The sequence below is a fragment of the Micrococcaceae bacterium Sec5.8 genome, assembly GCA_039636775.1.
GTDB lineage: Bacteria > Actinomycetota > Actinomycetes > Actinomycetales > Micrococcaceae > Arthrobacter.
On record CP143429.1, the window covers coordinates 3285870 to 3312491 of the forward strand.

28 protein-coding genes and 1 pseudogene are annotated in these 26622 nt (G+C 66.1%); 7 read left to right on the top strand and 22 right to left on the bottom strand.

The window, feature by feature from the left end; all coding sequences use genetic code 11:
• Positions 1–42 precede the first annotated feature (42 nt).
• The gene (locus tag VUN84_15070; GenBank protein XAS63599.1) at positions 43–735 is read right to left on the bottom strand and encodes a redox-sensing transcriptional repressor Rex; all 693 of its coding nucleotides are present in this window, start codon (positions 733–735) and stop codon (positions 43–45) included.
• A gap of 88 nt (positions 736–823) precedes the next feature.
• Positions 824–1084, bottom strand: a complete 261-nt coding sequence (locus VUN84_15075; protein ID XAS63600.1) for a glutaredoxin family protein — start codon at positions 1082–1084, stop codon at positions 824–826.
• A 99-nt stretch (positions 1085–1183) separates the two neighbouring features.
• Between VUN84_15075 and VUN84_15080 the strand changes: the two genes are divergently transcribed.
• A complete protein-coding gene (locus VUN84_15080; GenBank protein ID XAS63601.1) occupies positions 1184–2002 on the top strand; it encodes an HAD-IB family hydrolase in 819 nt (272 codons plus the stop codon).
• A 126-nt stretch (positions 2003–2128) separates the two neighbouring features.
• Here VUN84_15080 and VUN84_15085 read toward each other — a convergent pair whose 3' ends face one another.
• From VUN84_15085 to VUN84_15100, 4 genes are all read right to left on the bottom strand, one after another.
• Complete coding sequence (locus VUN84_15085) at positions 2129–2227, bottom strand: AURKAIP1/COX24 domain-containing protein (GenBank protein XAS63602.1); 99 nt, start codon at positions 2225–2227, stop codon at positions 2129–2131.
• A 198-nt stretch (positions 2228–2425) separates the two neighbouring features.
• Positions 2426–2638, bottom strand: coding sequence for a helix-turn-helix domain-containing protein (locus VUN84_15090; GenBank protein ID XAS63603.1), 213 nt, complete (start codon positions 2636–2638; stop codon positions 2426–2428).
• 182 nt (positions 2639–2820) lie between these two features.
• A complete protein-coding gene (locus VUN84_15095; protein ID XAS63604.1) occupies positions 2821–3933 on the bottom strand; it encodes a 3-deoxy-7-phosphoheptulonate synthase in 1113 nt (370 codons plus the stop codon).
• 289 nt (positions 3934–4222) lie between these two features.
• Positions 4223–4912, bottom strand: a complete 690-nt coding sequence (locus VUN84_15100; GenBank protein ID XAS63605.1) for an FCD domain-containing protein — start codon at positions 4910–4912, stop codon at positions 4223–4225.
• Positions 4913–5026: 114 nt separating this feature from the next.
• Between VUN84_15100 and VUN84_15105 the strand changes: the two genes are divergently transcribed.
• Positions 5027–6355: an alpha-hydroxy acid oxidase gene (locus VUN84_15105; protein XAS63606.1), complete on the top strand. Its 1329-nt coding sequence runs from the start codon at positions 5027–5029 to the stop codon at positions 6353–6355.
• Positions 6356–6435: 80 nt separating this feature from the next.
• Here VUN84_15105 and VUN84_15110 read toward each other — a convergent pair whose 3' ends face one another.
• Positions 6436–7056, bottom strand: a complete 621-nt coding sequence (locus tag VUN84_15110; GenBank protein XAS63607.1) for a metalloregulator ArsR/SmtB family transcription factor — start codon at positions 7054–7056, stop codon at positions 6436–6438.
• A 90-nt stretch (positions 7057–7146) separates the two neighbouring features.
• On the bottom strand, positions 7147–8370 hold the full coding sequence (locus VUN84_15115; GenBank protein ID XAS63608.1) for an acetoin utilization protein AcuC: 1224 nt from the start codon (positions 8368–8370) through the stop codon (positions 7147–7149).
• A 104-nt stretch (positions 8371–8474) separates the two neighbouring features.
• Between VUN84_15115 and VUN84_15120 the strand changes: the two genes are divergently transcribed.
• Together VUN84_15120 and VUN84_15125 are read left to right on the top strand one after the other, a co-directional pair.
• Positions 8475–9908, top strand: coding sequence for a potassium transporter TrkG (locus VUN84_15120; GenBank protein ID XAS63609.1), 1434 nt, complete (start codon positions 8475–8477; stop codon positions 9906–9908).
• The gene (locus VUN84_15125) at positions 9901–10587 is read left to right on the top strand and encodes a TrkA family potassium uptake protein (GenBank protein ID XAS63610.1); all 687 of its coding nucleotides are present in this window, start codon (positions 9901–9903) and stop codon (positions 10585–10587) included. Before VUN84_15120 ends, VUN84_15125 begins: the two co-directional genes overlap by 8 nt.
• 86 nt (positions 10588–10673) lie before the next feature.
• Here the strand turns inward: VUN84_15125 and VUN84_15130 are convergent, their stop codons facing one another.
• The 12 genes from VUN84_15130 to VUN84_15185 form a co-directional block, all read right to left on the bottom strand.
• Positions 10674–11258: an HhH-GPD-type base excision DNA repair protein gene (locus VUN84_15130; GenBank protein ID XAS63611.1), complete on the bottom strand. Its 585-nt coding sequence runs from the start codon at positions 11256–11258 to the stop codon at positions 10674–10676.
• Between the two features lie 68 nt (positions 11259–11326).
• On the bottom strand, positions 11327–12160 hold the full coding sequence (gene proC / locus VUN84_15135; GenBank protein XAS63612.1) for a pyrroline-5-carboxylate reductase: 834 nt from the start codon (positions 12158–12160) through the stop codon (positions 11327–11329).
• 202 nt (positions 12161–12362) lie between these two features.
• Positions 12363–13736, bottom strand: a complete 1374-nt coding sequence (locus VUN84_15140; GenBank protein XAS63613.1) for an RNA polymerase sigma factor — start codon at positions 13734–13736, stop codon at positions 12363–12365.
• Between the two features lie 12 nt (positions 13737–13748).
• The gene (locus VUN84_15145; GenBank protein XAS63614.1) at positions 13749–14105 is read right to left on the bottom strand and encodes a YciI family protein; all 357 of its coding nucleotides are present in this window, start codon (positions 14103–14105) and stop codon (positions 13749–13751) included.
• A gap of 23 nt (positions 14106–14128) precedes the next feature.
• Positions 14129–15160 (bottom strand): Ppx/GppA phosphatase family protein, encoded by a 1032-nt coding sequence (locus VUN84_15150; GenBank protein ID XAS63615.1) that lies wholly within the window; start codon positions 15158–15160, stop codon positions 14129–14131.
• Positions 15161–15223: 63 nt separating this feature from the next.
• A complete protein-coding gene (locus VUN84_15155; protein ID XAS63616.1) occupies positions 15224–15673 on the bottom strand; it encodes an SseB family protein in 450 nt (149 codons plus the stop codon).
• Between the two features lie 51 nt (positions 15674–15724).
• Complete coding sequence (gene topA, locus VUN84_15160; protein ID XAS63617.1) at positions 15725–18454, bottom strand: type I DNA topoisomerase; 2730 nt, start codon at positions 18452–18454, stop codon at positions 15725–15727.
• A 312-nt stretch (positions 18455–18766) separates the two neighbouring features.
• A complete protein-coding gene (locus tag VUN84_15165) occupies positions 18767–19021 on the bottom strand; it encodes a DUF6480 family protein (GenBank protein ID XAS63618.1) in 255 nt (84 codons plus the stop codon).
• A 58-nt stretch (positions 19022–19079) separates the two neighbouring features.
• On the bottom strand, positions 19080–20255 hold the full coding sequence (locus tag VUN84_15170) for a zinc-dependent alcohol dehydrogenase (protein XAS63619.1): 1176 nt from the start codon (positions 20253–20255) through the stop codon (positions 19080–19082).
• Between the two features lie 118 nt (positions 20256–20373).
• On the bottom strand, positions 20374–20643 hold the full coding sequence (locus VUN84_15175; protein XAS63620.1) for a CDGSH iron-sulfur domain-containing protein: 270 nt from the start codon (positions 20641–20643) through the stop codon (positions 20374–20376).
• A 46-nt stretch (positions 20644–20689) separates the two neighbouring features.
• Positions 20690–21742: an iron-containing redox enzyme family protein gene (locus tag VUN84_15180; GenBank protein ID XAS63621.1), complete on the bottom strand. Its 1053-nt coding sequence runs from the start codon at positions 21740–21742 to the stop codon at positions 20690–20692.
• A 411-nt stretch (positions 21743–22153) separates the two neighbouring features.
• Positions 22154–22408: a hypothetical protein gene (locus tag VUN84_15185; GenBank protein ID XAS63622.1), complete on the bottom strand. Its 255-nt coding sequence runs from the start codon at positions 22406–22408 to the stop codon at positions 22154–22156.
• Between the two features lie 260 nt (positions 22409–22668).
• Here VUN84_15185 and VUN84_15190 point away from each other — a divergent pair, with 260 nt between their 5' ends.
• Both VUN84_15190 and VUN84_15195 read left to right on the top strand, forming a co-directional pair.
• A complete protein-coding gene (locus VUN84_15190; protein XAS63623.1) occupies positions 22669–23367 on the top strand; it encodes a TetR/AcrR family transcriptional regulator C-terminal domain-containing protein in 699 nt (232 codons plus the stop codon).
• 28 nt (positions 23368–23395) lie between these two features.
• A complete protein-coding gene (locus VUN84_15195; protein ID XAS63624.1) occupies positions 23396–23626 on the top strand; it encodes a zinc-ribbon domain-containing protein in 231 nt (76 codons plus the stop codon).
• Positions 23627–23641: 15 nt separating this feature from the next.
• On the opposite strand, the gene VUN84_15200 is transcribed toward VUN84_15195, so the two are convergent.
• Together VUN84_15200 and VUN84_15205 are read right to left on the bottom strand one after the other, a co-directional pair.
• The gene (locus VUN84_15200; GenBank protein ID XAS63625.1) at positions 23642–24418 is read right to left on the bottom strand and encodes an isocitrate lyase/phosphoenolpyruvate mutase family protein; all 777 of its coding nucleotides are present in this window, start codon (positions 24416–24418) and stop codon (positions 23642–23644) included.
• A gap of 189 nt (positions 24419–24607) precedes the next feature.
• The gene (locus VUN84_15205; GenBank protein ID XAS63626.1) at positions 24608–25261 is read right to left on the bottom strand and encodes a winged helix-turn-helix domain-containing protein; all 654 of its coding nucleotides are present in this window, start codon (positions 25259–25261) and stop codon (positions 24608–24610) included.
• 195 nt (positions 25262–25456) lie between these two features.
• Between VUN84_15205 and VUN84_15210 the strand changes: the two are divergent.
• A pseudogene (locus VUN84_15210) lies at positions 25457–26617 on the top strand (MFS transporter).
• Positions 26618–26622: the final 5 nt, after the last annotated feature.

Here is a 26622-nt window from a genome sequence, read left to right on the forward strand (position 1 = left end):
GGCACCAGCGCAGGGCGCGGGAGCCGGACGGGCTGACTGAAACTAGTCAGCATCCTCCGGGTCCTGCGCCCTTTGTGCGTGATAGGCGAGGATCTGCAACTCCGTTGCCATGTCCACCTTGCGCAGGTTGACCCCGGGCGGCACCTGCAGCATCACTGGGGCGAAGCTGAGGATGCTCCGGACGCCGGCGGCAATCACCCGGTCACAAACGTCCTGTGCCACAGCGGCCGGCAGGGCAAGCACCACCATATTGGCGCCGGTCCGTCGCAGCACCGGTTCTAAATCTGCGGCATCGCTGACGCGCAGCCAACCCACCTCGCTGCCCACCACCATCTGATCCGCGTCGAGGATCGCCACGATGTCGAATCCGCGGGATTCGAATCCACCGTACCGGGCCAGGGCCTTGCCCAGGTTGCCGGCGCCGACGATGGCGACCTTCCAGTCATGGGTCAGGCCCAGCGCGGCGGCGATATGCCGGTTGAGGTACTGCACTTCGTAGCCGACGCCTCGGGTGCCGTAGGAGCCGACATGGGAGAGGTCCTTGCGGAGCGTGGAGGAGCTAACGCCGGAGGCCTCCGCCAGCGATTCGGAGGACACCCGGTCAACGCCTTCGGCGAGCAAGGCGGTCAGGGCGCGCAGATAGATGGTCAGCCGGGACACGGCTGCGGGCGGAATCTGCTTGGCGGCAGTGCCTCCCCCAGGCATCGCGTCGGGGGATGAATCCAGCGAAGTCACTATCTGCTCCATTGAGTAGCGTTGTGGCTTCCACTCTAGGGCCCCGGCAGTTCACCGAACAAAGCGCAGCCCCGGCGCCCCTGGCAGTTCAGGCCTGATGGCCCAGCAGCCGCCGCAGCGTCCGTTCCAGCCGGGCCTCGTCGATCGTCCAAAAATCGCGCTGGATCCCGTCCACCAGCACCACCGGAATTTCCTCGGCAAAGCGTTCCCGCAGTTCAGCGTCGTCATCCACCGGCTGTTCCCTCCAGCCGATCCCCAGGTCCGCAGTGACGCGTCCGACGGCGGCACGCGCCGCGGAGCAGAGGTGGCAGTCAGCTTTGGTGATGAGGACGACGTCGGGGCTTGGCATTCCTCCACGGTAACCCGGCGGCCAGTCCTGCGTCGACGCGCGAGCCGCCCCGCGGACCAGGAAGACGGGACCGGCTCCGGTGTTGACTAGACTCGTGGCATGTCCGAAGAGAAGTACGCCGCCGTGGTCACAAAACCCGCGGCGGCACAGCAGCACGGCGAGGCCGCGTTCTTCGACGTCGACAACACCCTCATGCGGGGGGCCAGCCTGTTCCATGTAGCCCGCAAAATGCACCAGCGCGGCGCGTTCACCATTCCTCAGGCAGCAGGCTTCGCCTGGAAACAGCTCATGTTCATACTGCGCGGCGAGAACATGGATGATGTCCATGCGGTCCGCGACGCGGCCCTCGTGCTCGCGTCCGGCATAACAGTTGCGGACATCGAGGCACTCGGCGAAGAAGTCTATGACGAGATGATTGAGTCCCGCATCTGGCCTGGGGCCAAGGCGCTGGCCGAGCAGCACCTGCGCGTGGGCCGGAAGGTCTGGCTCGTGACTGCCACTCCGATCGAGGTGGCCAGGGTCATTTCCACGAGGCTGGGACTCACCGGCGCCCTCGGCACGGTGGGGGAGGTTCTGGACGGGTCGTACACGGGACGGCTGGTGGGCGAGATCCTGCATGGCCCCGCCAAAGCTGTGGCCGTTGCCGCCGTCGCCGAGGCTGAGGGGCTGGACCTGGCGCGGTGCTGGGCGTACAGCGATTCGCACAACGACGTTCCGCTGTTGAGCATGGTGGGGCATCCGGTGGCCATCAATCCCGACGCCCGGCTCCGACGCCATGCCCGTGAGCATAACTGGCCGGTTTACGACTTCCGCTCCGGACGGCGCGCGGCCACCCTGGGTCTCAAAGCCGCGACGGTCGGCGGTGCCGTCTACGGCCTCTGGCGGGGCTTCTCCCGCTTCCGCGGCCCCACGGCCTGAGCCTCGTCGCCAAACCTCGCACTGACCGCGTGAGCCATCCCGCCGTGTGCGGTGCCGGCACGAAAACGGCAAAGAAAATGCCCGCCGCCGGAAAGGCAACGGGCATTTACGTGCTGCGAAGTATCTCTACTTCTTATTGCGACGCTGGTGGCGCGTCTTGCGAAGCAGCTTGCGGTGCTTCTTCTTGGCCATACGCTTGCGACGCTTCTTAATAACTGAACCCACGAAAGTTCCTTACCGGCTAGATGCAGTACCTGCCTGTTGGAAAGTGTCCGCGGGCTAAGCAGCAGACGGTACAACGGACAGGTTCTTACAATGACGTAAAACGTTCCTTAACAGGGTACCGCCTCTCGGGGCCACACCACGACCGCGGGCCGGGGCGGGAGCCTCAATCCTGCGATGCGGACGGGGGAAAGCCGCGAATCAGGCTGTTTCCGTGCGCCCGTCCACAACAGCCCCCCGGAGATACTGCTCGACGGCGGCTTCCGGAACCCGGTAAGAGCGCCCGAAACGGACCGCCGGCATCTCGCCCGAGTGGACCAGACGGTACACGGTCATTTTTGACACGCGCATAACGTCCGCGACTTCAGCCACGGTCAAGAAGCGCGCATTGGAGAAATTAGCCTCCGGAGACATTCCTTATTCCTTTACTCAAGCGAGCGGCAGCCTCATCTGAACGACATGGCGGTGTGCCGATGCTGAGTCATCAAACAACCATGTGCTCACACTCTAGGGGCTCATGATGCCAATGTGAAAGAGATACCCGGGAGTGTCCGGAACAGGCCGCTGAGTTCCGCTTCGCCAGGCTTGATTGGGGACTAACCCCGGGTTCGGCGGATGCGCGCGGACCCCGCCAGCTGGTCCAGAACGGAGGCTGTGACGTCCCAGTCCATGCAGGCATCCGTAACGCTCTGGCCGTAGACAAGGCCGGAGGTTCCGGCGCCGTGCTCCGCGACGTCCAGGTTCTGGGCACCGCCCAGGAGAAAGCTTTCCAGCATGACGCCGGCGATGGCTCCCGCCGAGGTGCTGCCGGCCTCCAGCTGGGCACCGATTTCGAGGGCAACTTCTGCCTGGCGGTGGTGGTTCTTGCCGCTGTTGGCGTGGCTTGCATCAACGATCAGCCGCGGGTTCAGCCGGTGGGCGCCGAGCTTGGCGGCGGCGGCCTGGACATCGGCGGCGGAGAAGTTGGGGCCGACGCGTCCGCCGCGAAGGATGATGTGGGTGTCGGGGTTCCCGGCGGTTGAGACCAGCGCGGCCCTGCCCTCCCCGTCGATTCCCAGGAATGCTTGGGGAGCCCCGGCGGCGCTGCACGCGTCGAGCGCGATTTGCAGGCCACCGTCGGTCCCGTTCTTGAAGCCAACCGGCATGGAGAGGCCGGAGGCCAGCTGGCGGTGAATCTGGCTTTCCGTCGTGCGGGCGCCGATGGCTCCCCAGGACACGAGGTCCGCCAGGTACTGCGGGCTGACGGGCTCCAGGAACTCCATGCCGGCGGGTAGCCCCAAGGCGGTGACCTGCCGCAGGAAGCTGCGCGCAGCGCGCAGGCCGGCGGCAATGTCGTGGCTGCCGTCCAGATGCGGGTCGTTGATCAGGCCTTTCCAGCCCACGGTGGTGCGGGGCTTCTCGAAGTAGGCCCGCATCACGATCAGCAGGTCTTCCCTGTGCTTCTCGGCCTGGCTGATTAGCCGCCCCGCATATTCCAGCCCTGCCTTGGGATCGTGAATCGAACAGGGGCCGACTATCACGAGCAGGCGGTCATCGACACCGTTCATGATGGCGCGGACCTCGTCCCGGCCCCGGGCCACCACCTCGGCCTGACCGGTGTCCAGCGGCAGGTCCACGGCGAGCTCGCCGGGGGTGGGCAGCGGCGTGAACTCGCTGATGCGCAGGTTCGATGTGGACTGCCGGGGTTCGGGGGCTGTGTCGATGCTCATGGGGGTCCTGTTCCGGATGGCAGCGGGCCCTGATCAGAACCCGCCGGGGAAATGGCGCAGGGCAGAGAGTGATCTCTGCCCTGTTGGCTCTGATGGAAGGTTGGATGCGTGTCAGTTAGACGCGGGCCCCTCCAGAGCCAACGAACAATACGCATACCAACGGTTAGTCATGGTCCGAGGTTAGTCCGGCGGCTACCGGCCCGGCAAAATCCGGAGCGTAACAATTCTGTCCCGGGTTGGAGGCCCGGTGGGTGACAGGCGGCGGATCAGCCGCCCCGAAGGCGTTCGGTCAGGCGGCAGGGCCCACGCCGGCCTCTGCGTAATAGCCCTTGATGTGGTCCGCGACGAGCTGTGCTGCGCGCCCGCCGTCACCGCCGGTGATGGCCGCGAGGATGCGCCGGTGTTCGGCGCGAAGCCGGGCCGCGGTGGCGTCCCAGTCCGGAAGGTTGCCGGTCAGCCTGCCGGCGTAATCCTGGATGGCCTCGCGGAGGGAACCCATCATGGCACTGACCACGGCGTTGCCCGCAGCGTCAGCCAGCGCGACGTGGAAGCGGACATCGAGGGCCAGGAATGCCTCCGTCCCGGCGCAGCTCTCCATCTGCTCCAACAGCCGGGCCGCCTCGCCGAGCGCCGGCGATTCCGGGCTGGCCCGGGACGCCGCCCAGGATTCGAGCAGCACGCGGGTTTCCACGATGTCTTTGACGGGCAGATGCGAGGTGGCGACGTGCAGCCGAAGTGCGGAGCCAAGCGCCGCCGTCGGGTCGGCGATCACCACCGTCCCCGCCTCCGGACCCGACCCCACCCCGGCCCGGAGCACACCCATGGCTTCGAGGACCCGGATGGCCTCGCGGACAGACGTCCGGGAAACCTGCAGCTGCTCGGCCAGGGTGCGTTCGGCCGGGAGCCGGCCCCCCAAGACCAGCAGGCCGCTGGAGAGCTGGCCCTCTATCCACTGCAGGACAAGCTGGTGGGTGCGCATGCCTCAATGATACTTGATGTGGTTGGACCACAGGCCTAGACTGTGGTTGGACCACATCCGGATATGATCTTCAGCCGCGTATCCCGGAACCCGAACCACTTCCCGGAGGCAGCAATGACGCAGACCATCGAACCCGGCAACCCCGAGGCCCCCACGCAGCCGCAGGGCACGGGGGCAGGCAGCAGGCCCGCCGCGGCCATGGCGGGAATTGTTCCAGCGGCCCTCAAACGCCGGGTGCCCAAGTACTCGGACCTCGCCCCGTTGATGCAGTTCAAGAAGCCCGAGTTCAGCCGGGCCGCCAGGCTGCGCCAGGCCAGCACCATCTGGGATCTCCGCGACATGGCCAAGCGCCGGACCCCGCAGGCACCGTTCGACTACACCGACGGTGCGGCCGAAGCCGAGATCACCCTGCACCGCGCACGCCAGGCGTTCCTGGACATCGAGTTCCGCCCGGGCATCCTGCGCGACGTCTCCCGGGTAGACCTGGGCACGCAAATCCTTGGCAAGCCCTCCCGGCTGCCGGTAGGCATCGCCCCAACGGGCTTCACCCGGATGATGCAGTCCGAGGGTGAGTACGCCGGGTCCCAGGCGGCGGCCGCCGCCGGCATCCCGTACACGCTTTCCACGATGGGCACAGCCTCCATCGAGGACGTCGCCGCGGCCGCGCCGGATGGCCGGAACTGGTTCCAGCTCTACCTGTGGACGGACCGGGACCGCTCGCTGGAGCTGATTGAACGCGCGGCCAAAGCGGGCAACGACACCCTCATGGTCACCGTCGACACCGCCGTCGCCGGAGCCCGGCTTCGAGACGTCCGCAACGGCATGACCATTCCCCCGGCCCTGACGCTCAAGACGGTTCTGGACGCCTCCTACCGGCCCGCGTGGTGGTTTAACTTCCTCACCCACGAACCCCTCACGTTCGCCTCGCTCTCGCGCTACACCGGGACCGTGGCGGACCTCATCAACTCCATGTTCGATCCGACCCTGACGTTCGAGGACCTGGACTGGCTGCGCGAGACCTGGAAGGGCAAGCTCGTTGTGAAGGGCATCCAGACCGTTGAGGATGCCCGCAAAGTTGTGGACCACGGCGCGGACGGCGTGGTCCTTTCCAACCACGGCGGCCGCCAACTGGACCGCGCCCCGATCCCGTTCCACCTGCTCCCGGATGTCTCCGCGGCCCTCAAGGCAGACAACAGCGACGCGGCGATCATCCTGGACACCGGCATTATGAGCGGCGCGGACATCATCGCCGCACTGGCCCTGGGCGCGGACTTTACGATGATCGGCCGAGCGTACCTCTACGGGCTGATGGCCGGCGGACGGGCGGGCGTGGACCGCGCCATCGGGATCCTGGAAACGGATATGCTCCGCACCATGGCCCTGCTGGGCGTCAGCCGGATTGCGGATCTGACCCCCGACCACGTGCGGTTGCTCAAAAAGTAGCGCGCCAGTCCGCGAATGTGCACTTCGCGGCAATGTTTCGCCGCAACATTGCCGCTAAGTGCACACTCGGTGGGGCCGGGCTACTTTTTGCGGCCGAATTTCGGCAGATTCGCCAACAGATCGGCGGCCCTGGTCGCGGCCCGGCCGACGGTCCGGCCAATCTGCTGCGGCATTCTGTCCTCGCCCGCCGTGCCGACCGGAAGCACGACGGCGGGGCTCAGCGGGCTCCCGGCGGGGCGGCCGGCAAGGGCGGCGGCAGGCTGAGGTGCAGGGGCTGTACTGGTAGGTGCAGGGCTGGTAGGTGCAGGGCTGGTAGGTGCCGTGCCGGTTGCTGCCGTGCCGGCGGCTGCAGCCGGGGCTCCCGGAACCGGCTGGAGCCGGGGTTCCGGTATCCGCGCTGGTGACGGTTCGGCGGCGGTTGCGGCGGCTACCGAGGCGGCGCCGACGTCGAACGTCTCCAGCCAGCTGACAATCCCGGCGAGCGGCTTGGGGTTGAGGGTGTAGTAGCGCTTCTGGCCCTGGGCGCGCATACTCACGAGGTCCGCTTCGCGGAGCACTTTCAGGTGCTTGGAGATGGTGGGCTGGCTCGCCTCGAGCTCTTGGACCAGTTCCCCCACCGCTTTGTCCCCTCCGCGGAGGGAGACCAGAATGTCACGCCGCGTTGCCTCAGCAATGACGGCAAATACGTCGTCTGTCACCATGCCCTCCACATTAGCGACATATACGCCGGATGGCATCCGCCAGTTGGGGTCCGCGGCCGGGCCGGAGCCCGGCGCCGGAAAACCCGGGCATCAGTCGAACCAGGGGTCCAGCCCGTAGAGCGGGAACACTTCCTTGCGGGTGGCCATGACTGTCCGGTCCACGTCGTCATTGGGGTCGAATCCGACCTCCCAGGAGCGCCACCAGAGATCGACGTCGTCGCCCATCATCTCCGGAGCAGCAACACCGTATTTGGCCCCGTATTTTTCCTTTACATAGCTGCGCCAGTCCTCCGGCACGGGGGTCCGCAGCGGGACGGGGCGCCCGGCCGCAATGGCGATCAGGTGGCTCCAGGCGCGGGGCACCACGGTGATGACGTTGTAGCCCCCGCCGCCGGTGGAGATCCAGCGGTTGTCACAGTAGCGGGCGGCGAGGTTGCCGATCGCCGTGGCGGCTTCACGCTGGCCGTCGACACTGATATTAAGGTGGGTGAGCGGGTCCAGCCGGTGGGAGTCGCAGCCGTGCTGGCTCACGATGACTTCCGGTTCGAAGGCGCCCACGAGCTGCGGCACGACGGCGTGGAAAGCCCGGAGCCAGCCGCCGTCGCCGGTGCCGGCCGGAAGTGCGACGTTCACAGCACTGCCCTGGGCGTTGGGTCCGCCGATCTCATTGGCGAAGCCCGTGCCGGGGAACAGTGTCAGTCCCGTCTCGTGCAGAGAAATCGTGAGGACGCGCGGATCATCCCAAAAGATACTTTGCGTGCCGTCGCCGTGGTGGGCGTCGATATCGATGTAGACAACGCGTTGCGTGCCGCCGTCGAGCAGCCGCTGGATCGCGAGGGCCGCGTCGTTGTAGATGCAGAAACCGCTTGCCCGGTCGCGGGCCGCATGGTGCATGCCCCCGCCGAAATTCACGGCCCGGACGGCGCTGCCGTCCAGAATGGCAGCGGCGGCCAGGAGGGAGGCACCGGCCAGCCGGGCACTGGCCTCGTGCATGCCGGCGAAGGCCGGATCATCCTCGGTGCCGAGCCCGCGTTCCACATCCGGGGTGTCGGGATCCGCACTCACGCGCCGCACGGCAGCGACGAACTCGGGGCTGTGGACGGTACTCAGCTCCGCATCGCTGGCCACCTCCGGGGCCGAGACGGTGACGTGGTCCAGGTCCAGCAGGCCAAGGCTGCCGGCGAGCTTGGCGGTGAGTTCCATCCGCTCCGGGGCCATCGGGTGGCTATGGCCAAAGTTGTAGGCTGTCATGGCAGGATCCCACACCACCGTCGTTGGCAGTGCGGACTGTGCGAGGCCCGGCAGATATGTCATCAATCACAGGCTACCTGAGCGTGGGGCCCTGCTCCCCCGTCATTGCGCGGGGTTTAGTGGTTTACTACTGAAGGAAGCAGTTTCAAGCGAGGATAAGCCCACACATGACGCAGAGCCAGTCGAGGTCCAAGAACCCGGCCAACTGGCACCCCGGGACTCCGGAGCGGGACGGCCTGTGGATCTTCACACGCGTCCGCGACTTCATCGACAACATCGCCAATACCTCCCCGGCACGGCTGGCACTATCCGCCTTCGGCGTGGTGATCCTGATTTTCACCACGCTGCTGTCCCTGCCGGTCTCCTCTGCGACCGGGGATGCTACCCCGTTGCACCAGGCCATGTTCACCGCCGTGTCCGCCGTCTGTGTCACCGGCCTGACGGTGGTGTCCACCGCTGCGCACTGGTCCTTCTTCGGCCAGCTTGTGATTCTGGTCGGCATCTTTGTGGGCGGCCTGGGCACTCTGACGCTGGCCTCGCTGCTGGCCCTCATGGTCAGTAAGAAGCTCGGCGTCCGCGGCAAGCTCATCGCGCAGGAGGCCATGAACAGCGCCGGCCGCCTCGGCGAGGTCGGCACCTTGCTGCGGATCGTTATCGTGACCTCCGTAGCGATTGAGGCCGCCTTGGCCCTGGCGCTGGTCCCCCGGTTCCTGAGCCTGGGCGAAAGCCTCGGCCAGTCTGTCTGGCACGGTGTCTTTTACGCGATTTCGGCGTTTAACAACGCCGGTTTCACCCCGCACTCGGACGGCATCGTGCCCTACGAGACGGACCTGTGGATCCTCGTGCCGCTGATGCTTGGCGTCTTCCTCGGCAGCCTGGGCTTCCCCGTGGTGATGGTCCTTCAGCAGAACGGCCTCAACTGGAAGAAATGGAATCTGCACACCAAGTTGACCATCCAGGTCTCTTTGATCCTCCTGGTCGCCGGCACCCTGCTGTGGGGGCTGATGGAGTGGGACAACCTGAGAACCATTGGCGGGATGAACACGGCAGATAAAGTCATTCATTCGCTCTTCGCGTCCGTGATGACCCGGTCCGGCGGCTTCAACCTGGTGGACCAGAACCACATGGACTCCACCACCATGCTGCTCACCGACGCCCTCATGTTTGCCGGCGGCGGCTCGGCGTCGACGGCCGGCGGCATTAAAGTGACCACCATCGCCGTGATGTTCCTGGCTATCATCGCCGAGGCCCGCGGTGATTCCGATGTGAAAGTCTATGGCCGCACCATCCCGCAGGGAACCATGCGGGTGGCCATCTCGGTCATCGTCGCCGGGGCCACGCTGGTGGCGGTGTCGGCGATGCTGCTGCTCCACATCAGCAACGCGACTCTGGACCGGGTGCTTTTCGAGACCATTTCCGCGTTCGCCACGGTGGGCCTCAGCACCAACCTCAGTGCCGAGCTTCCGCCGTCCGGCGTCTACGTCCTCACCGCCCTCATGTTTGCCGGGCGCGTCGGGACCGTCACCCTTGCTGCTGCCCTGGCCCTCCGCCAGCGCAGCCAGCTGTTCCACTACCCGGAAGAGAGACCGATCATTGGCTAGTTCCTCAGGCGCCGTCAACCGCCCCGCCCACAACGCACCCGTGCTGGTAGTGGGGCTGGGCCGTTTCGGCGCCTCCACCGCAGAGCAGCTGGTCAAACAGGGCCGGGAAGTGCTGGCGATCGAACGCGACCGGAATCTCGTGCAGAAATGGTCCGGTGTCCTGACGCACGTCGTTGAGGCCGACGCCACCAACATCGACGCCCTCCGCCAGCTCGGCGCCCAGGAATTCAGCTCCGCCGTGGTGGGGGTGGGCACCTCGATTGAGTCCTCGGTGCTGATTACCGTAAACCTGGTGGACCTCGGCATCGAGCACCTGTGGGTCAAGGCCATTACCCCCTCGCACGGCAAGATCCTCACCCGGATCGGCGCCAACCACGTGATCTACCCCGAGGCCGACGCCGGTGTCCGCGCCGCGCACCTGGTCTCCGGCCGCATGCTGGATTTCATCGAGTTCGACGACGATTTCGCCATCGTAAAGATGTATCCGCCGCGCGAGACCGTCGGCTTCACCCTCGAGGAGTCCAAGGTCCGCTCCAAGTACGGCGTCACAATTGTGGGCGTGAAGTCCCCGGGCGAGGACTTCACCTACGCCCGGCCGGAGACAAAGGTTTCGGCGCGGGACATGCTCATCGTTTCCGGCCATGTGGACCTGCTGGAGCGGTTCGCCGCCCGGCCGTAACGGCCCGGCCGGCCCGTTCTGGACGCCCACCGCGACTCCACGCGGAGTCGCTGGAAGCGGGATATCCGGCCCCGGCTACGGCTCGGTCAGGGCCCGGCGGTCTTCGCAGCCTTCGCAGCGGCTTTAGCCGCCTGTTTACTGGCCCGCACCTTGCTCAGCGACTCCGGATCCACGATGTCAGCGACGGACAGGAAAGCATTTTCCTGGCCGTAGTGGCCGGCGGCCTCGCGCCAGCCCTCGGCCTGGAGACCGCATCTCTTCCCCAGCAGCGCCAGAAAGATCTTCGCCTTCTGCTCGCCAAAACCCGGCAGTGCCTTGAGCCGGCGCAGCACTTCCGTCCCGTCAGGGGTACCCTGCGTCCAGATGGCAGTGGCGTCGCCGTTCCAGTCGTTGTGCACGGTCTCAGCCAGGGATTGGACGCGGCCGGCCATTGATCCGGGGAACCGGTGCACGGCGGGCCGCTCTTTGAACACCTCCACGAATTCTTGCGGATCGTAACCGGCGATCGCGGCCGGATCCATGGATCCGATGCGCGTCCGTATTTTCTCGGGACCGGCAAAAGCCGATTCCATGGTCACCTGTTGGTCAAGCAGCATGCCGGTGAGTAGGGCAAACGCGTCGTCGCTGAGGAGTTTGTCCGCCGCGGGATCCCCTGTGATGTGAAGTTCCATGGATCCCATCCTGCCACCCGGTCCGGTTTGCGTCATGGGTATCATCATGGGTTGCGCCGCGCCTGCCGTCAGCCGAGCTGCTTGGTGATTTCCGCGGCGCGTTCGGCGGCGGCGCGGGCACCCTCGGCAATGATCGCGGGCAGCCCGCGCGAGTCGAAGGTGGCAATGGCGCGTTCGGTGGTGCCGTTGGGGCTGGTGACCGCCTTCCGCAGCGCAGCCGGGTCCGCGCCCGGTTCGGCCAGCATGAAGCCTGCCCCCGCGACCGTTTCGCGGGCAATCCGCAGCGAGAGTTCGGGGTCCAGCCCCAGGGCCACGCCGGCGCCGGCCATGGCTTCAGCGAGGTAAAAGGCGTAGGCGGGGCCTGAGCCGCTGATTGCGGACAGCGCGTCGACCTGGTGCTCGGGAATCTCCACCACGGTGCCGGCAGCGGCCAGGATGTCCTTGGCCTGCTGCAGTTGGGCCGGGGAACAGTGTGTGCCCGGGGACACGGAAACGACGCCGCGGCCCAGCTTCGCCGGCGTGTTGGGCATGGTGCGGATGACGGGCTGGCCGGCCGGCAGGGCCGCTTCGAGTTGCGCCAGCGAAACAGCGGCGGCGACACTGATGACGATGGTGCCCGGCGCCAGCGAACCGGCGATCTCACGTGCCAGGTCCGTGATACCCGGGGGTTTGACGCCCAGGATCACGACGTCGGCGCCGGTGGCGGCCTGCTTGTTGTTCTCCGGCTCTTCCGCGCCGGCGATGGCCGTGATTCCCTGATGGCGTTTGGCGAGTTCGTCTGCCCGTTCTGCACGGCGGACCGTGGCGACGATGTCAGCAGGGTCCGCACCCCCTGCGATCAGTCCGCCAAGAATGGCCTCGTTCATTGATCCACAGCCCAGGAATGCAATTCGGTTGCTCATGCCTCCCATCATGGCAGTCCGGCCCGATTCACAGCCAGCTCACATCCTCAGGTCAGCGTCTTCACAAACTCCCGACCTAGTGTAGGGATTACCTCATTGAGGGTGCGAGTGATGCAGCAGGCATGCGGATGCCTGCCCGGCACCGGTCGTCTGCAGCGGGTTTCCCCCATTTTCCCGCAGCTGACGGCCGGTGCCTTCGCCGTTAACTGACGCTCCCCCCATCCCCGCCCCCGCGTCCCCACCGGCCCGGCAGCCGGTGCAGCGCATCCTGGCCGGGCGCAGCCGGATCCGGTGCGATGGTGCGCAGGCGTGCTGCCAGGAACATCCGGTCGGCGTCATTCCCGGCCAAGTTCAGCGCAGCAGTGTAGGCCGCAGCGGCTTGCTCCCGACGGCCCAGGCGAAGCAGGAAGTCAGCCCGGACGGCGTGGAACAGGTAGTAGCTGTCCAGCTTGAGGGCGTCGACGAGGGCCAGGGCAGGTTCGGGACCGTCCACTTCAGCCAGCGCCACCGCCCGGTTGAGAGCCACCACCGGCCCCGGTGCGGCGTCCAGGAGGCGGTCATAGAGCCGGAGGACCTGGCGCCAGTCCGTCGCTGCGGCGTCGAAAGCGTCACTGTGGACTGCGCTGATGGCCGCCTGGAGCTGATAGGGGCCGGGCTGGTGCCGGCGCAGACATGCGCGCACCAACTCCTGGCCTTCTGCAAGAAGTGCACGGTCCCACAGGCTGCGGTCCTGATCCGCCAGCAGCACGGGCATGCCGCCGGCTCCCCGTGCCGGCCTCCGCGCCTCAGTCAGCAGCATCAGGGCCAGCAGTCCCTGCACCTCGGGTTCGTCCGGCATGAGCGCTGCCAGCATTCGGCCCAGCCTGGCCGCCTCGTGGCAGAGGTCCTTCCGCAGCCGAGCCCCGCCGGAGCTGGAACTGTAGCCCTCGTTGAAGATCAGGTAGATGACTGCGAGCACCGGCGGCAGCCGCTGCGGGAGTTCGGCGCCGCGCGGCACCCGGTAGGGAATCGCGGCGTCCCGGATCTTTGCTTTGGCCCGCACCAGACGCTGGGCCATCGTGGGTTCGGGCACCAGGAAGGCGTGGGCGATTTCCGCCGTCGTGAGGCCACCGAGCAACCGCAGCGTCAGTGCCACCTGGACGTTGGCGGCCAGGGCCGGATGGCAGCAGGTGAAGATCAGCCGCAGCCGGTCATCATCCCAGGGGGCCTCCCCTTCGAAAGCTGCGAGAACGTGTTCTTCAGGCGTCGGCGAGCCCGGGGAGCGGCCGGCCTGCAGCGCCGCAGCCTGGCGTTGTTTGTCTTCCCGGCCGGTCTCGCGGCGTAACCGATCAATCGCTTTGTTCCTGGCTGTGGTGAGAATCCAGCCCGCCGGGCTTGGCGGCAGGCCCGCCGCGGGCCACTGCGCCGCGGCGACGGTGAAGGCATCCTGGACGGCGTCCTCGGCGGCGTCCAGGTCACCGAGGACCCTGGTCAGGACGGCGACCGCCCGACCATACTCCTGCCGGAACACCCTCTCGATGTCCGTCGTCGGAACGCCGTCGGGGGCCGGTACAGCTGGCGCGGCCTTGCGGACCATAAGCGGCGGCACCTAGTGCTGGACGGGACGGACTTCGATCGGAAGGGTGGTGGCGCGCGCCATTCTGCCTGCCCAGCCCAGGGCGGCGTCCAGGTCCGGGGCGTCAATGACCGTGAACCCGCCGAGATGTTCCTTCGCTTCGGCAAAAGGGCCATCGGTGATCAGCACCTCGGCGCCTTGGGTCCGCACCACGGTGGCGGTGTCCGTCGGGTGGAGCCCGGCGGTGAACACCCACGCCCCGGCCGCTTTCATGTCGCGGTTCAACGCCTCGAGGTCGTGCAGGATGGGTGCCAGGATTTCCGGGGCCGGGGCCGACGGGCTGGTAAACGCTGAGCAGGTATTGTGCCATGGTGCTGTCCTCCTGGGCATAGGGCCGGTCCCTTACCGGCCTCTCACCTATTAGACGATCGGCGTGTGCCCGGATCGACAGCGGGCTGGTCTGCGGCCTCCCTGACGCTGGCCTGGGCGACGAGCGGGGCCGGTTGCAGCGGGCCGTCGAAGATCAGCTGATCCAGTCGCCGGAGGATCAGACCCTCGCGCAGGGCCCACGGGCAAATTTCCATGCTGGGAAACTCAAACATTTCGAGGGCTGCTTCCGCCACGAGCGCACCTGCCAGAAGCTGGGGGGCGCGGGCCTCTGAAACACCGGGGAGGTTCAACCGGTCCTCCACCTCCATGGCGGAGATTCGTTGGGCCCACAGGCCCAGATCCATGGCATGCAGTTCCCGCTTGACGTAGGGCCCGGCGCCGCTCGGCGCTGCCCCGGCAATGCGGGCCAGCGAGCGGAATGTCTTGGAGGTACCGGCCACGTGGTTTGCCTTGCGGAGTTTCGCGAACTCGCGCACTACTGGCTTGAGCGTGCTCCTGATGTAGCGGCGGAGATCCTTCACGCTCTTCGCTGACGGCGGGTCGTCCTGCAGCCAGTCCCGCGTGAGCCTGCTGGCGCCGAGCGGAACGGAGGTCGCGAGCTCCGGGAGTTCGTCCTCGCCGTAGGCCATTTCGAAGGAACCGCCGCCGATGTCCAGGTTCAGGATGGGCCCGGCACCCCAGCCGTACCAGCGGCGGACGGCAAAGAACGTCATCGAGGCCTCTTCGCTGCCGGTCAGTTCCCGAAGGGTCACCGTGGTCTCATCTTTGACCCGGGCCAGCACGGCCGCACCGTTGGTGGCCTCGCGGATCGCTGAAGTGCAGAACGCCAGCAGGTCCTCGGCTTTGTGCCGGGCGGCGAATTCCCAGGCCTCAAGAACGAACTCGATCAACTCATGCTGGCCTGCGTCGTTGATGCTGCCGTCGCTCTGCAGGTACTGCACGAGTGACAGCGGACGCTTGTGGGAGGCAAACGGCACCGGGCGAGCACCGGGATGGGCGTCCACAAGCAGGAGATGGACGGTGTTTGAGCCGATATCGAGGACGCCTAGACGCATAGGGCCATTATTCCCCCAGAGACGCGGCCCGCCTAACGGACCGGCAGCGTCCGGTGTTCCGGGCTAGAGCTGGCTTTCCTGCCCGGGGCCCTCTTCCGGCTCCTCGGCGGGCTTGAAATCGCGGCGGATGTTGGCCACACCGTCCGGGTCGATCTCGAAGCCGAAAGCAGCTCCGGGGTTGATCACCATGCCGAGGTCGTCGCCGAGGTTCCCCAGAATCGCCGCACCCTGGGTACCAAGCACGTTGGGAGCGGCGGCCAGATACTGCTCGGTGACGCGGCTCGGGTGGGAGAACACGGCAAGGACGGGCTTCCCGGCGGAGTTGGCCAGCACCAGCGGTTCCACCTGAGCATCGGCTCCCTCAAGCGCGTCGGAGCTGACGATGTAGACCTCGTTGTTGAGGAAAGCCAGGATGACGTCGACCGGGTCGGCATCCGGCTGCTCCCCCCGGGCCAGCTTCTCTTCGAGGTCGTTCAACGGCTGGAGGTCCAAGTGATCGGGCTGTTCAGTCATGTTCCTACTCGATCACGTTGAGCCCGGGTCCGCAAACCCCGCGCCGGAACGCTACTTCCTGGCGGCCGCCTTCTTCTTCGCCGGGGCCTTCCGGGCCGTCGGTGTGCGCTTGACCGGGCCCTTGGCGCGCTTCTCTGCGAGAAGCTCCACAGCCTGCTCCCGGGTGAGCTCCTCCAGCGAGGTGGAGCGCGGCACGGTGATGTTGGTGACGCCGTCGGTGATGTACGGGCCGAAGCGGCCTTCCTTCACCACGATGTTCTTCTCCGACACCGGATCCGGGCCGAATTCAGCCAGCGGCGGGACCGCCGCACGGGCGCCGCGCTGCTTGGGCTGGGAGTAGATTTCCAGGGCCTGCTCGAGCGTGATCGTGAAGATTTCCTCTTCCGAACCGATGGACCGGGAGTCCGTGCCCTTTTTCAGGTAGGGGCCGAAGCGGCCGTTCTGGACCGTGATCGGGTTCCCTTCGGCGTCCTGGCCGAGCACCCGGGGCAGGCTCATGAGCTGCAGGGCCTCGTCCAGGGTGATGGTGTCCACACTCATCGAGGCGAACAATGACCCCGTGCGCGGCTTGGCCTTCACAGGCTTTTTCGGCGGCTTGGGCTTGCCGTTTTTGTAGTACTCCACCGGCTGGTTGGCCAGCTGCTCCTCGGTCATTTCCGGAATGACCTCGGTGACGTAAGCGCCGTAGCGGCCGTTCTTGGCCACCACCGTGTGACTGGTGTGCGGATCCGCACCGAGCACGCGCTCCTCGGGGGCTGCGGTTTCCATCAGCTCGACCGCTTTGGCCGCCGTAAGCTCATCCGGGGCCAAATCCTCCGGGACGTTGGCGCGGGCGGCCTCCACCACTTCGCCGGTCTTCGGATCGACAGTGGGGATGGAGCTTTCCAGGTACGGGCCGAACTTTCCAACCCGCAACGTGATGCCGTCGGTGATGGGAATGGAGTTAATCTCGCGGGCGTCGATCTCGCCCAGGTTGTTGACGATGCTCAGCAGGCCGGGATCGGCGTCCTCGCCGAAGTAGAAGTGCTTGAGCCACGCCGGTCCGGCAGCCTGGCCGTTGGCGATTTTGTCGAGGTCCGCCTCCATGTCGGCGGTGAACTCGTAGTCGACGTAATCGTGGAAGTGCTGTTCGAGCAGGCGGATCACAGAGAACGCGATCCAGCTCGGGACCAGCGCGGAGCCCTGCTTCCGGACGTAGCCGCGGTCCTGGATCGTGGAAATCGTGGAGGCATAGGTGGACGGGCGGCCGATGCCCTTCTTTTCCAGCTCAGCTGTCAGCGACGCTTCCGTGAAGCGCGGCGGCGGGGACGTCTCGTGGCCGATAGCGGCGATCTCCGAAGCGGTGAGCGCGTCGCCGGCGGCCACGTTGGGCAGCCGGCGGGCTTCCTCGGAATCCTCGTCGCCCCGGCTTTCGTCCTTGCCTTCCTCGTAGGCGGCCAGGAAGCCGGGGAAGGTGATGACGGTGCCGGAGGCGGAGAATTCGGCGTCCCGGCCATCTGTCGCGAGGGCGCCCAGGCGGATGGTGGCCGTGGAACCCTTCGCGTCGCCCATCTGGGAGGCGACGGTGCGCTTCCAAATGAGTTCGTAGAGGCGGAACTCGTCGCCCGAGAGCTGCTTGGCCACCTGGGCCGGGGTGCGGAAGGAGTCACCGGCGGGGCGGATGGCCTCGTGGGCTTCCTGCGCGTTGGCCGCCTTCCCGCTGTAGACGCGCGGGGACGCGGGGACGTACTCGGGGCCGTACAACTCGGAGGCCTGGCGCCTCGCGGCCGTGACAGCCTCATTGCTCAACGCCGAGGAGTCCGTACGCATATAGGTGATGTAACCGTTTTCGTACAGCCGCTGGGCCACCTGCATGGTGCTCTTGGAAGAGAAGCGCAGTTTGCGGCCGGCCTCCTGCTGCAGGGTGGAGGTGGTGAACGGGGCTGCCGGCCGGCGGGTGTACGGCTTGGTGTCGACTGATCGGACCTGGAATTCCGCGTCCTGCAGGCCCGCGGCGAGCGAGGTGGCGAGGTCCTCATTGAGGTGCACGGCGTTGCGTGACGTGAGCTGGCCGTTGTCGTTGAAGTCACGGCCGCTGGCGACCTTGGCGCCGTCGACCATGGCCAGCTTGGCTTTGAAGGAGCCGGACCCGGCAGCGAACTGGCCGGTCAGGTCCCAGTAGGAGGCAGCATTGAATGCCATCCGCTCTCGCTCGCGGTCCACCACCATGCGCGTCACCACAGACTGCACCCGGCCGGCGGAGAGCCCGCGGGCCACCTTGCGCCACAGCACCGGGGAGATCTCGTACCCGTACAGACGGTCCAGGACACGGCGGGTCTCCTGCGCGTCCACGAGGTCCTGGTCCACATCGCGCAGGTTATCCATCGCGCGGTGGATGGCTTCCTTGGTGATTTCCCCGAAGGTCATCCGGTACACCGGCACTTTGGGCTTGAGCACTTCGAGCAGGTGCCACGCGATGGCCTCGCCCTCGCGGTCCCCATCGGTTGCGAGATACAGGGCGTCGGCGTCCTTGAGCTGGGCCTTGAGCTCGGCCACCTTTTTCTTCTTGTCCGGGGACACCACATAGTAGGGCTTGAAGTCGTTGTCGATGTCGACGGCGAACTTGCCCACCGACGTCTTCTTCAGTTCCACCGGCAGTTCCGAGGGCTGCGGGAGGTCCCGGATGTGACCAATGGAGGCCTCCACAATGAACCCCTCGCCGAGGTACTTGGCGATGGTCTTGCTCTTGGCGGGAGACTCCACGATCACGAGTTTCTTACCGGTTTTGGCCTTGCTTGGCACGGTGCTCCTACAGAAAATGGTTGCTCGGGCAGATGCGCCCATACCCGCCTAGTTCACCATATTTTGCAGAATCCCGCGCATTCGGGCCCGAAATCGTGGTGCTGGCCCGCCCTCAGGGCACGGTGCCGAACCGGGTGCCCTGCCGGTGGCGGACGCCGCTGGAGCCGTCACCACGACGCCCCCGCTGCCTGTATGCCTGTGGCCTGCAGGACCGCCGTGCTGAGCGGGCAGGCCAGCTCCCAGTCGGGCGCCCGACCCTAACGGCCGGGCACCCAAACGACGGACCGCCCATGTAGGCAGCCGGTTTAACAGTTACTCGCTGTGGCCCTGGTCCCGGCTCATCTGGTCCTCGGCCGGGGGCGTCTCCCCGGGCGGCACTCCCCCGCCCGGCTCCAGCCCGGTGATCTTTCCGTTGAGCGGATCGGGGTTGGCCGAGGCTCCCGCATCGGGGTCGCCCGAGGCAGCGGGATCGGGGATGGAGTATTCCCGTACGCCTGGATTCTTTCCACCGTCAGCCCGGGGCGGGTCCGGGTTGGCGGGGTCATTCTCGGGATGATAGCTGCTCATGGTAGCGCCTCTCGTTGCTCTGGTGATGTGCCGCTGGCGTAGTGCCGCGTTGCCGCGTTCAGGGCTTCAAGATCACCTTGATGCAGCCGTCTTCCTTCTTCTGGAATATTTCGTAAGCGGCCGCGGCTCCGTCCAGGGAGACCTCATGGGTTTTGAGGTCCATTACACCCAGCGGGTCACTGGGATCTTCCACGAGGGGGATCAGGTGGTCGGTCCAGTTCCGGACGTTGCATTGGCCCATCCGGAGTTGGATCTGCTTGTCGAACATCGTCAGCAGGGGCATCGGGCTTGCCGTGCCTCCGTAGACACCACTGAGCGAGATGGTGCCGCCGCGCCGCACTGCATCGATGGCCGCATGAAGGACCGTCATGCGGTCCACGCCGGCAGTTTCCATGGCTTTCTTGGCCAGCGCGTCGGGCAGAAGCCCCACTGCATGCTGGGCAAACGCGCCAACGGGGGAATGATGCGCTTCCATACCGACAGCATCGAGCACCGCATCGGGGCCCCTTCCGCCGGTCATCTCGCGCAGCTGGTCACCAAGGTCATCCGAGAAGTCCATCGTTTCAATGCCGTGCCGCTCTGCCATACGGCGGCGTTCCGGTACCGGCTCGATCGCAATGACCCGCTGGCCAAGGTGTCGGCCGATCCTGCTCGCGAACTGGCCGACGGGGCCGAGGCCGAAGACTGCCAGCGTCCCGCCGTCGGGCACGTCGGCGTACTTGACGCCCTGCCAGGCCGTAGGAAGGATGTCGGAAAGGTAGAGGTAGCGCTCGTCGGGCAGCTCGTGGCCAACCTTGATCGGTCCATAGTCCGCGTGTGGCACCCGCAGGTATTCTGCCTGGCCGCCGGGGACGGACCCGTAGAGCTCGGAGAATCCGAAGAGGCTCGCGCCGCTGTTGTGGTCGTGCACCTGCGTGGTTTCACACTGCGATTGCAGGCCTTGCTTGCACATCCAGCAGTGTCCGCAGGAAATGTTGAACGGGATGACCACCCGGTCCCCGGGCACGAGGTTCGTGACTGCGGAGCCCACCTCCTGGACAATCCCCATGGGTTCGTGGCCGAGGATGTCGCCGGACTTCATGTACGGTCCGAGGACCTCGTACAAGTGAAGGTCGGAACCGCAGATCGCTGAGGAGGTGATCTTCACGATGGCGTCCGTGGGCTCTTGGATCACCGGGTCCGGAACCACCTCCACGCTGACCGACCGTTTTCCCTGCCAGGTAAGTGCTCGCATGCTGTACTCCCGTTCAGTAATTAATAATTCAGTAATTAATAATAAGTATGCTGATCAATTGATTATTGCTCGTCCGCGCGCCAAAGTGAAGGCGAGCCGTTCTGGGACCCGCAGCCTGTTAGGGGCCGGCCGTGCCGCCGGGACCCTGAGCTTCAGGCTTTGGGACGCCGGGGGCGCCGGTGCGGAAGTTGATCAGTTTGTGGGTGCCGTCACAGAAGGGCTTGATGGCGGAGGCTCCGCATCGGCAGAGGGCAACGGTCTTGCGCTGCCTCGGCACCGGTTCACCCGCAGACGTGACGACGTCGAAGTCGCCGCGGACCAGGATGGGACCATCAGGGCAGAGCACCAGGGAGGCGCTGCCGGAGTTCAGTGGGGCGTTGTCATTCATGGCTGCTTCCGGTGAAACTGGTGGAGGGGCTGGAATCCGTCGCCGGTCATGCGTTGGCGGGTACGGGCGGCCGCAGTGAGGACCGGTCGTTGTCCCAGGCCGCCATGAGGTGTGCGGCGAACCGGGCGTCGAGGCAGGAGACAGCGGCCGCGCCGAAGAGGACATCCTCCAGCAGCTCCGGTTCCGCCGCTACCAGACCGCCGGCAAGGTCCCGGCCGGCGATTTGTTCGTGGACGGCGTCCGCTTCGACGTGCTCATCGAAGTATCCGGTGACATCCGCGCCAAAGCCCAGGCGCCGGAATCCGTTGCCGTACAGCTGGTTCGGGCGGGAGGATGTCATCTCGTACATCGCCAGATGCCCGGCGATGGCTCCGCGGAGCCTGCGGTGTAGCCCGAACAAGGACATCATGTTCACCGAAGCCAAGGAGATCGCAGGCACGGCATCGACGTAACCGCCGTAGGTGTCGCTGAGGCCCAGGCCTCTCATGGACCGCGCAAACAGAGCACTGTGCATGCGCTCGAGATCGCCGCCGCCGTACTCGTCGGCCTGGATCTCCACAAGTGCGGCCTTGGCACGGCCGCTCAGACGGGGGATGGCCCACGTATGCGGGTCGGCCTCCTTCAGCTGGTACATCGACTTGTGGATCAGGAATTCCCGCAACTGCGCGGCGGTGGCTTTCTTCGCCACATGACGGGAGACGCTGGGTCCGCCGTCGCGGGCCGCCAGGTCAAAAAGCAGAGCCGCCGTGGCGTCACGGCTGGGCGGGACGGACTCCGGGCGGACGACGGACGCCGTTACTGCGCCCGCCTCTGCCCGCAGCCAGGCCTCGAAGGGTTTCTCCAGCAGGTGCCGGATCCCGATCAGGCCGGGGTGCCACTCCCAGCGGTCATCGACGCCGTCCAGCCCGCCGTAGTGCAGCTCATAGAGACAGAACAAGGCGAGCTGGACATCGTCGTCGATCAGGTCCTCGATCACGGACAGCCGCTGGACGATGACCGTGCGCAGAGCGGCGAGCCCGGCCGGTTCCGGTCCGGGTTCCTGCGCCAGAAGGGCAAGCACTCCGGTGCTGATGGGTCCCCGCGGTTCCGGGATGTTCATATATTCTCCTAGGCCGGCAGGGCGCGGCGGGTCGTCGCTTGTTGGAGCAGAAGTGGATTAACGCACGGCCGCGGCTCACTTTGCCGTGTCTCGGGACGGCACCAGGGCCGGCGCGATGCCCCCGGGTGGTGACGAGTTGCCTGGTGCGGCTTCGGCCGCCGCTGGTTGCCGCGGTACCACCAGGGATATAGGTTCCCTGCAGTGGCCGGGCAAACTGGAGCAGCGAGGCCGCCTTCGCGTCTGCCATGACGCGTCCGGCCCGGAGGGCTGATGTCCTTACGGGACGGGTGATGTCCTTAAGGGACGGGTGATCTGATGGCACCGGGGCTGCCGCACCGAGAACAGGTGGTAACGGCCCGGGTGACTCCCCCGGGCCGCTCCGATGCGGCGCCGGGGCGAACGCTCAGTTCCTCAGACCATCCCCGGATAGCTCGAAAGGATGTAGTCGGCCGCGGCGGGACCCTTCATGCGAAGGCGGGTGCGTCCGGGACGAATTCGTTTTTGCCTCATGGCCGCCCAGAACGCGTCTTCAGGCCGGGGCGCGGCCTGGGTCAGGAAGCACCAGCTCGTGTAAACGCCGTAGAGGGAGTCCCTTCCCAGGACGTCGGACGCGGTGTCGGGGGTGGTTGCTTCCAGAAGGAAGCGATCGTACTGCGAGTCTGCCATGGTCGGCTCGTTCCGCTAAGTGCGCTTTTATGGCTGCCGAGGGCTACAGCAGCTGAGGCTTGAACGCCGTGCGCGGGGCGTCAAACGGGTCCGAATCTCAGCTCTGCGACTCGGGGTGTACGGGTAAAGCAGGACTGATGGATGAGCTGTTTTCCTACAGTGTAGACAATACGCGTAGACTACTTGATAAGCAAGCTTGCTTACTGTTCCATCGGCGTTCCTTGGAGGGCCGGACTTGCACCGCCACTCGAACGGAATTCATGTCCCCCACAGAAGAACCCACCCGCCCTTCGGCACAGGGACCCAAAGCGCGGCTCAGCCGGGAGGTTGTCCTGTCCACTGCCCTGGAACTGGTTGACGCCCACGGCCTTGATGCGCTCACGATGCGCCGGCTGGGGCAGAAGCTCGGCCGTGATCCGATGAGTCTGTACCGCTACGCCGAAAACCGGGCAGCCCTCCTGGACGGCGTCTCCGAACTGGTCCTGAACGAACTGGCCATCGTTCCCAAGGACCCGGACTGGCAGTCCCAGCTCCGGCGCATCGCCCACGATCTTCGCGACCTCGCACTCCGGCATCCGAACGTCGTCCCCCTGCTGGTGACACGGCCCCTGTCGACACCCTTGGGGCTTCGCCCCCTGGGCACGCTTCGCCCTTTGGAACAAATTCTGTCACTGCTGATCGACGCCGGATTCGCCCCGACCGATGCCCTGCACGTCTACCGCGCCTACTACGGATTTTTGTACGGCCATATCCTCAATGAACTGCAGGAGTTCATTGTGGACCCGGAGGAAAACGAAGCGCTCCTCCGCCTGGGTTTGCATCGGTTGCCGCCCAAGGATTTCCCCAATTTGCGTGCTCTGGCCCCGGTCCTCGTCGACTACGACGGAATGGCGGAACTGGATGAAGGAATCACCATCCTGCTCACCGGACTAGCCGCACGCCTCACCCCCCGGGCCTGACCAGCCGCCCTTTCGAAAGGCACCAGCCATGTTTCTCCTCTTCGGCCTCAAGACTGTCCTGAACGACCTCCCGGGGCGGCAGGGGACCTGCCAACACTGCGGCCAGTTCGTTCACCATCATCTCCAGGAACGAGCCACCAAGTTCACCCTGTTCTTCATTCCCCTCTTCACCACTTCCAAGACATTCCGGATTACCTGCTCGAACTGCGGCCATACGTCGGCTGTTAATGCGCGGCAGCGGAAGGCCGTGGCTTGGTAGCACGAAGACCGGCCGCTACCGCGCGCTGAATGACCGGAGCTGTGACTGCATCTCCCAATACGAAGTGGCGGCCGGCACCTGCTTACCGTCGCGCAGGGCGTTAACCACGTTCACCGCCGCGTCCACCGCGGCGCGGTAGGGCAGGGAGCCGGAACTCACCCGGCGGACCCCCAGCTCCCCCAGCTCGGCAACTGTCAGTGACGGATGGGCCAGTACGTTCAGCGGCAGCCCAATGCCAGCGGCAATGCTTCGGATGTCCTCCGGTGCCGCAAGCCCGGGGACAAAGATCCCGTCCGCTCCGGCGTCGGCGTAAGCACGGGCGCGGAGCAGGACGGCGTCCACGGTGGCCTGCTCGCCGAACCAGATGTTGTCCACCCGGGCGTTGATGAATATTTCCGGGCTGCGGTGTTTTACAGCGGCGACCTTGTCAGCGAAAGCGTTCGGTTCCACCAGATGCCCGGCCGTACTGTCCTCCAGGTTGATCCCTGCTACGCCCAGGTTTGCCAGGTGGGCCACCAGTTCCGCGACCTCGGCGGGATCATCGGAGTAGCCGTCCTCGACGTCTGCCGTGATGTGAACAGGCAACCGGCACAGCTGCGCCGCGACTGCGAGGGTGTCCGCCTTGCTGGACCGGCCGCCGTCAGGGAGGCCTGCACTTGCCGCGATGCCAAAACTGGTGGTGCCGATGGCCTGGTATCCTGCAGTGGCAAATGCCAGGGCGGATCCAAGGTCCCAGGCGTTGGGCAGCAGGAGCGGCGCCGCGGTGTGGTGAAGTTCCCGAAAAGTGGCCATTTCCATTCCCATCCCTGCCAACCGACCAGGCGGATCCACGATCAGTTTATAGACGCGGGCCGCCGGCGCAATGAAACGTCAACGGATTACGCCAAGCCCCTGCGGATGAGCCGCCACGGGCCTTTCGGGTCCGGCCGCCGCGACCGCACCGTCTTGATGTGGTGGCCGCGGATGCGGGCTGCGCGCGGCTTAGGAGGCCGGCGCAGCCTTGCCGCGGTCATCCGGGATCATCGACCACATAGTGGCCATCCGCTCCGCCCCCTCGGGCACCTTGTCCGGCTCGGGCAGCTCATAGTCCCGGAGGAGGTCAAAGATTCTCTCGTTGAGTTCCGCGCGCTGCTCCGGCGTCAGGTACAGCAGGTTGCTGGCCAGCATCATTGACGAGGGCACGTCCACATCCTCGCCGCGCCGGCGCCGTTCATCCTGCGTCTTGGCGTAGGCATTGACACGGCGGCGGAAAGCATCGAGCTCCAGGTCCAGCACGGCGAACTCTGGGCTCGCGGATCCCCCGCCAGAGTTGATGGTGAAGTCGGTGCCCGCCGCTTTCCAGCGGCGCTCCCGCGCGTCGCCGGCGGTGGCGGCCGGGGCCACAATGCCCCATTTCTGCAGCGCCCGCAGGTGGTAACTCATAGCGCTGGGGGTGAGGCCGGTCTGTGCGGCGAGCTCCGTGGCCGTCCGGCTCAGCTGTGTCGAATACAGCTCGGAAATGACTTCCAGCCTGGCCGCATGGGCCAGCGCCCGGATCGCCTTGGGGTCAGTTATTTCCACATTCTTTTCCGGGCGCTGCCGACGTTTCGGGGCCGGAGGAAGCTGCGACTCCGGCATCGGGGTTTCTGCATTCACCTCATAAGTCTACCGAGCCGGAATTTATCCAACTATGAAAGAAATGCTTGACAAATACTCTGGTTCGGCGGTATTTTGCAACCTATGAAACAGGCATTTCAGGATGCGCCTGGTGAAAACCATGCCGCGCTGCCGCTGAGGCGGAACCGGGACTTTCTCCTGGCCAGCGGCTCGCGCTTTATCGCCACAGCCGGCATGGGCGCCGTCATCATCAGCGTCATGCTTTACCTGCAGCGTGTTGCCGCGACGGGCCAGACCTCCATCGCGGGGCCATGGCTGGTGGCCGCCTACCTGTTTTGCTCGGCTCTCCCGCTGGTACTGCTGGCCCCGTGGGCCGGCCGTCTGGCCGATACCCGTGACTCCCGGACTTTGGCGGCGGGGTCATCCGTGCTGAGCGCCGCAGCTGTCGCCGGCATGGGGATCGGCTTGCAGGACTCCGAGAACCACCTTCTGGTGTTGTTCGCCATGACTTTCCTGTTGGGCGCAGCCCAGGCCGTAGCGGGGCCCACCTGGCAGGCCCTCCTGCCCCGGATTGTGGGCGAGGAAGGGACGCCGCGGGCGCTGGGCACCATGCAGGCAACCATCATGATTGCGGGCATGGTGGGCCCGGCAGCGGGCGGGCTGCTCAGCGGGTGGGGCGGTTATGCCCTGGTGTTTACCCTGGCCAGCAGCTGCTATGTGGCAATGGCCGCAGGTGCCTTGTTGATCCGGACCCGCCGCGGCTCCGCCGCCGACCGGGCAGGCAAAGAAAAACCTGCCCTGTGGGACGGTCTGCGCCTGATCCGTCGGGATGGCCTGGTCTGGGCGCTGGTTCTCGGCGCGCTGTTCTTCATCATGGTCGGCGAGGCAACGAATGTCCTGGAAGTGTTCCTCGCCCGCGACGAACTCGGTGCCACCGAAATGCAGTACGGCCTGGTGGCCGCCTCGTTTGGTCTCGGCATGGCGTCCGGAGCGGCTCTCGCCGCACGGATCAGGACCCCGGCGGCCCGCCTGCGCATCCTCCTCCTTTCGATGGGCCTGACCTCGGCATTCCTAGGAATTATCGCCATGGTGCCCAGCATGGAGCTGTTGTTTGTGGTCTACACCGCCATGGGTGCCGCGTGCGGACTGCTGAACGCCTGTTTCGGAGCGATTGTGATTCTGCGGATCCCGGAAGACAGCCGGGGCCAGGCGATGGCCATCCTGGGCGGCCTGACCCGGGCCGTTTCCATTGGGGCCGTGGCGCTGGGCGGGCTTCTTGGTGCCCTGCTTCCCCTTCGGGCGAGCTTCCTGGCGGCCGGCGCCTGCGGAGTCCTGGCGGCCCTGGCGGTTACCGCGTATGTCCTGCCGCGTTATGGCAGCGAGGGGGCGGCAGGTCCCAC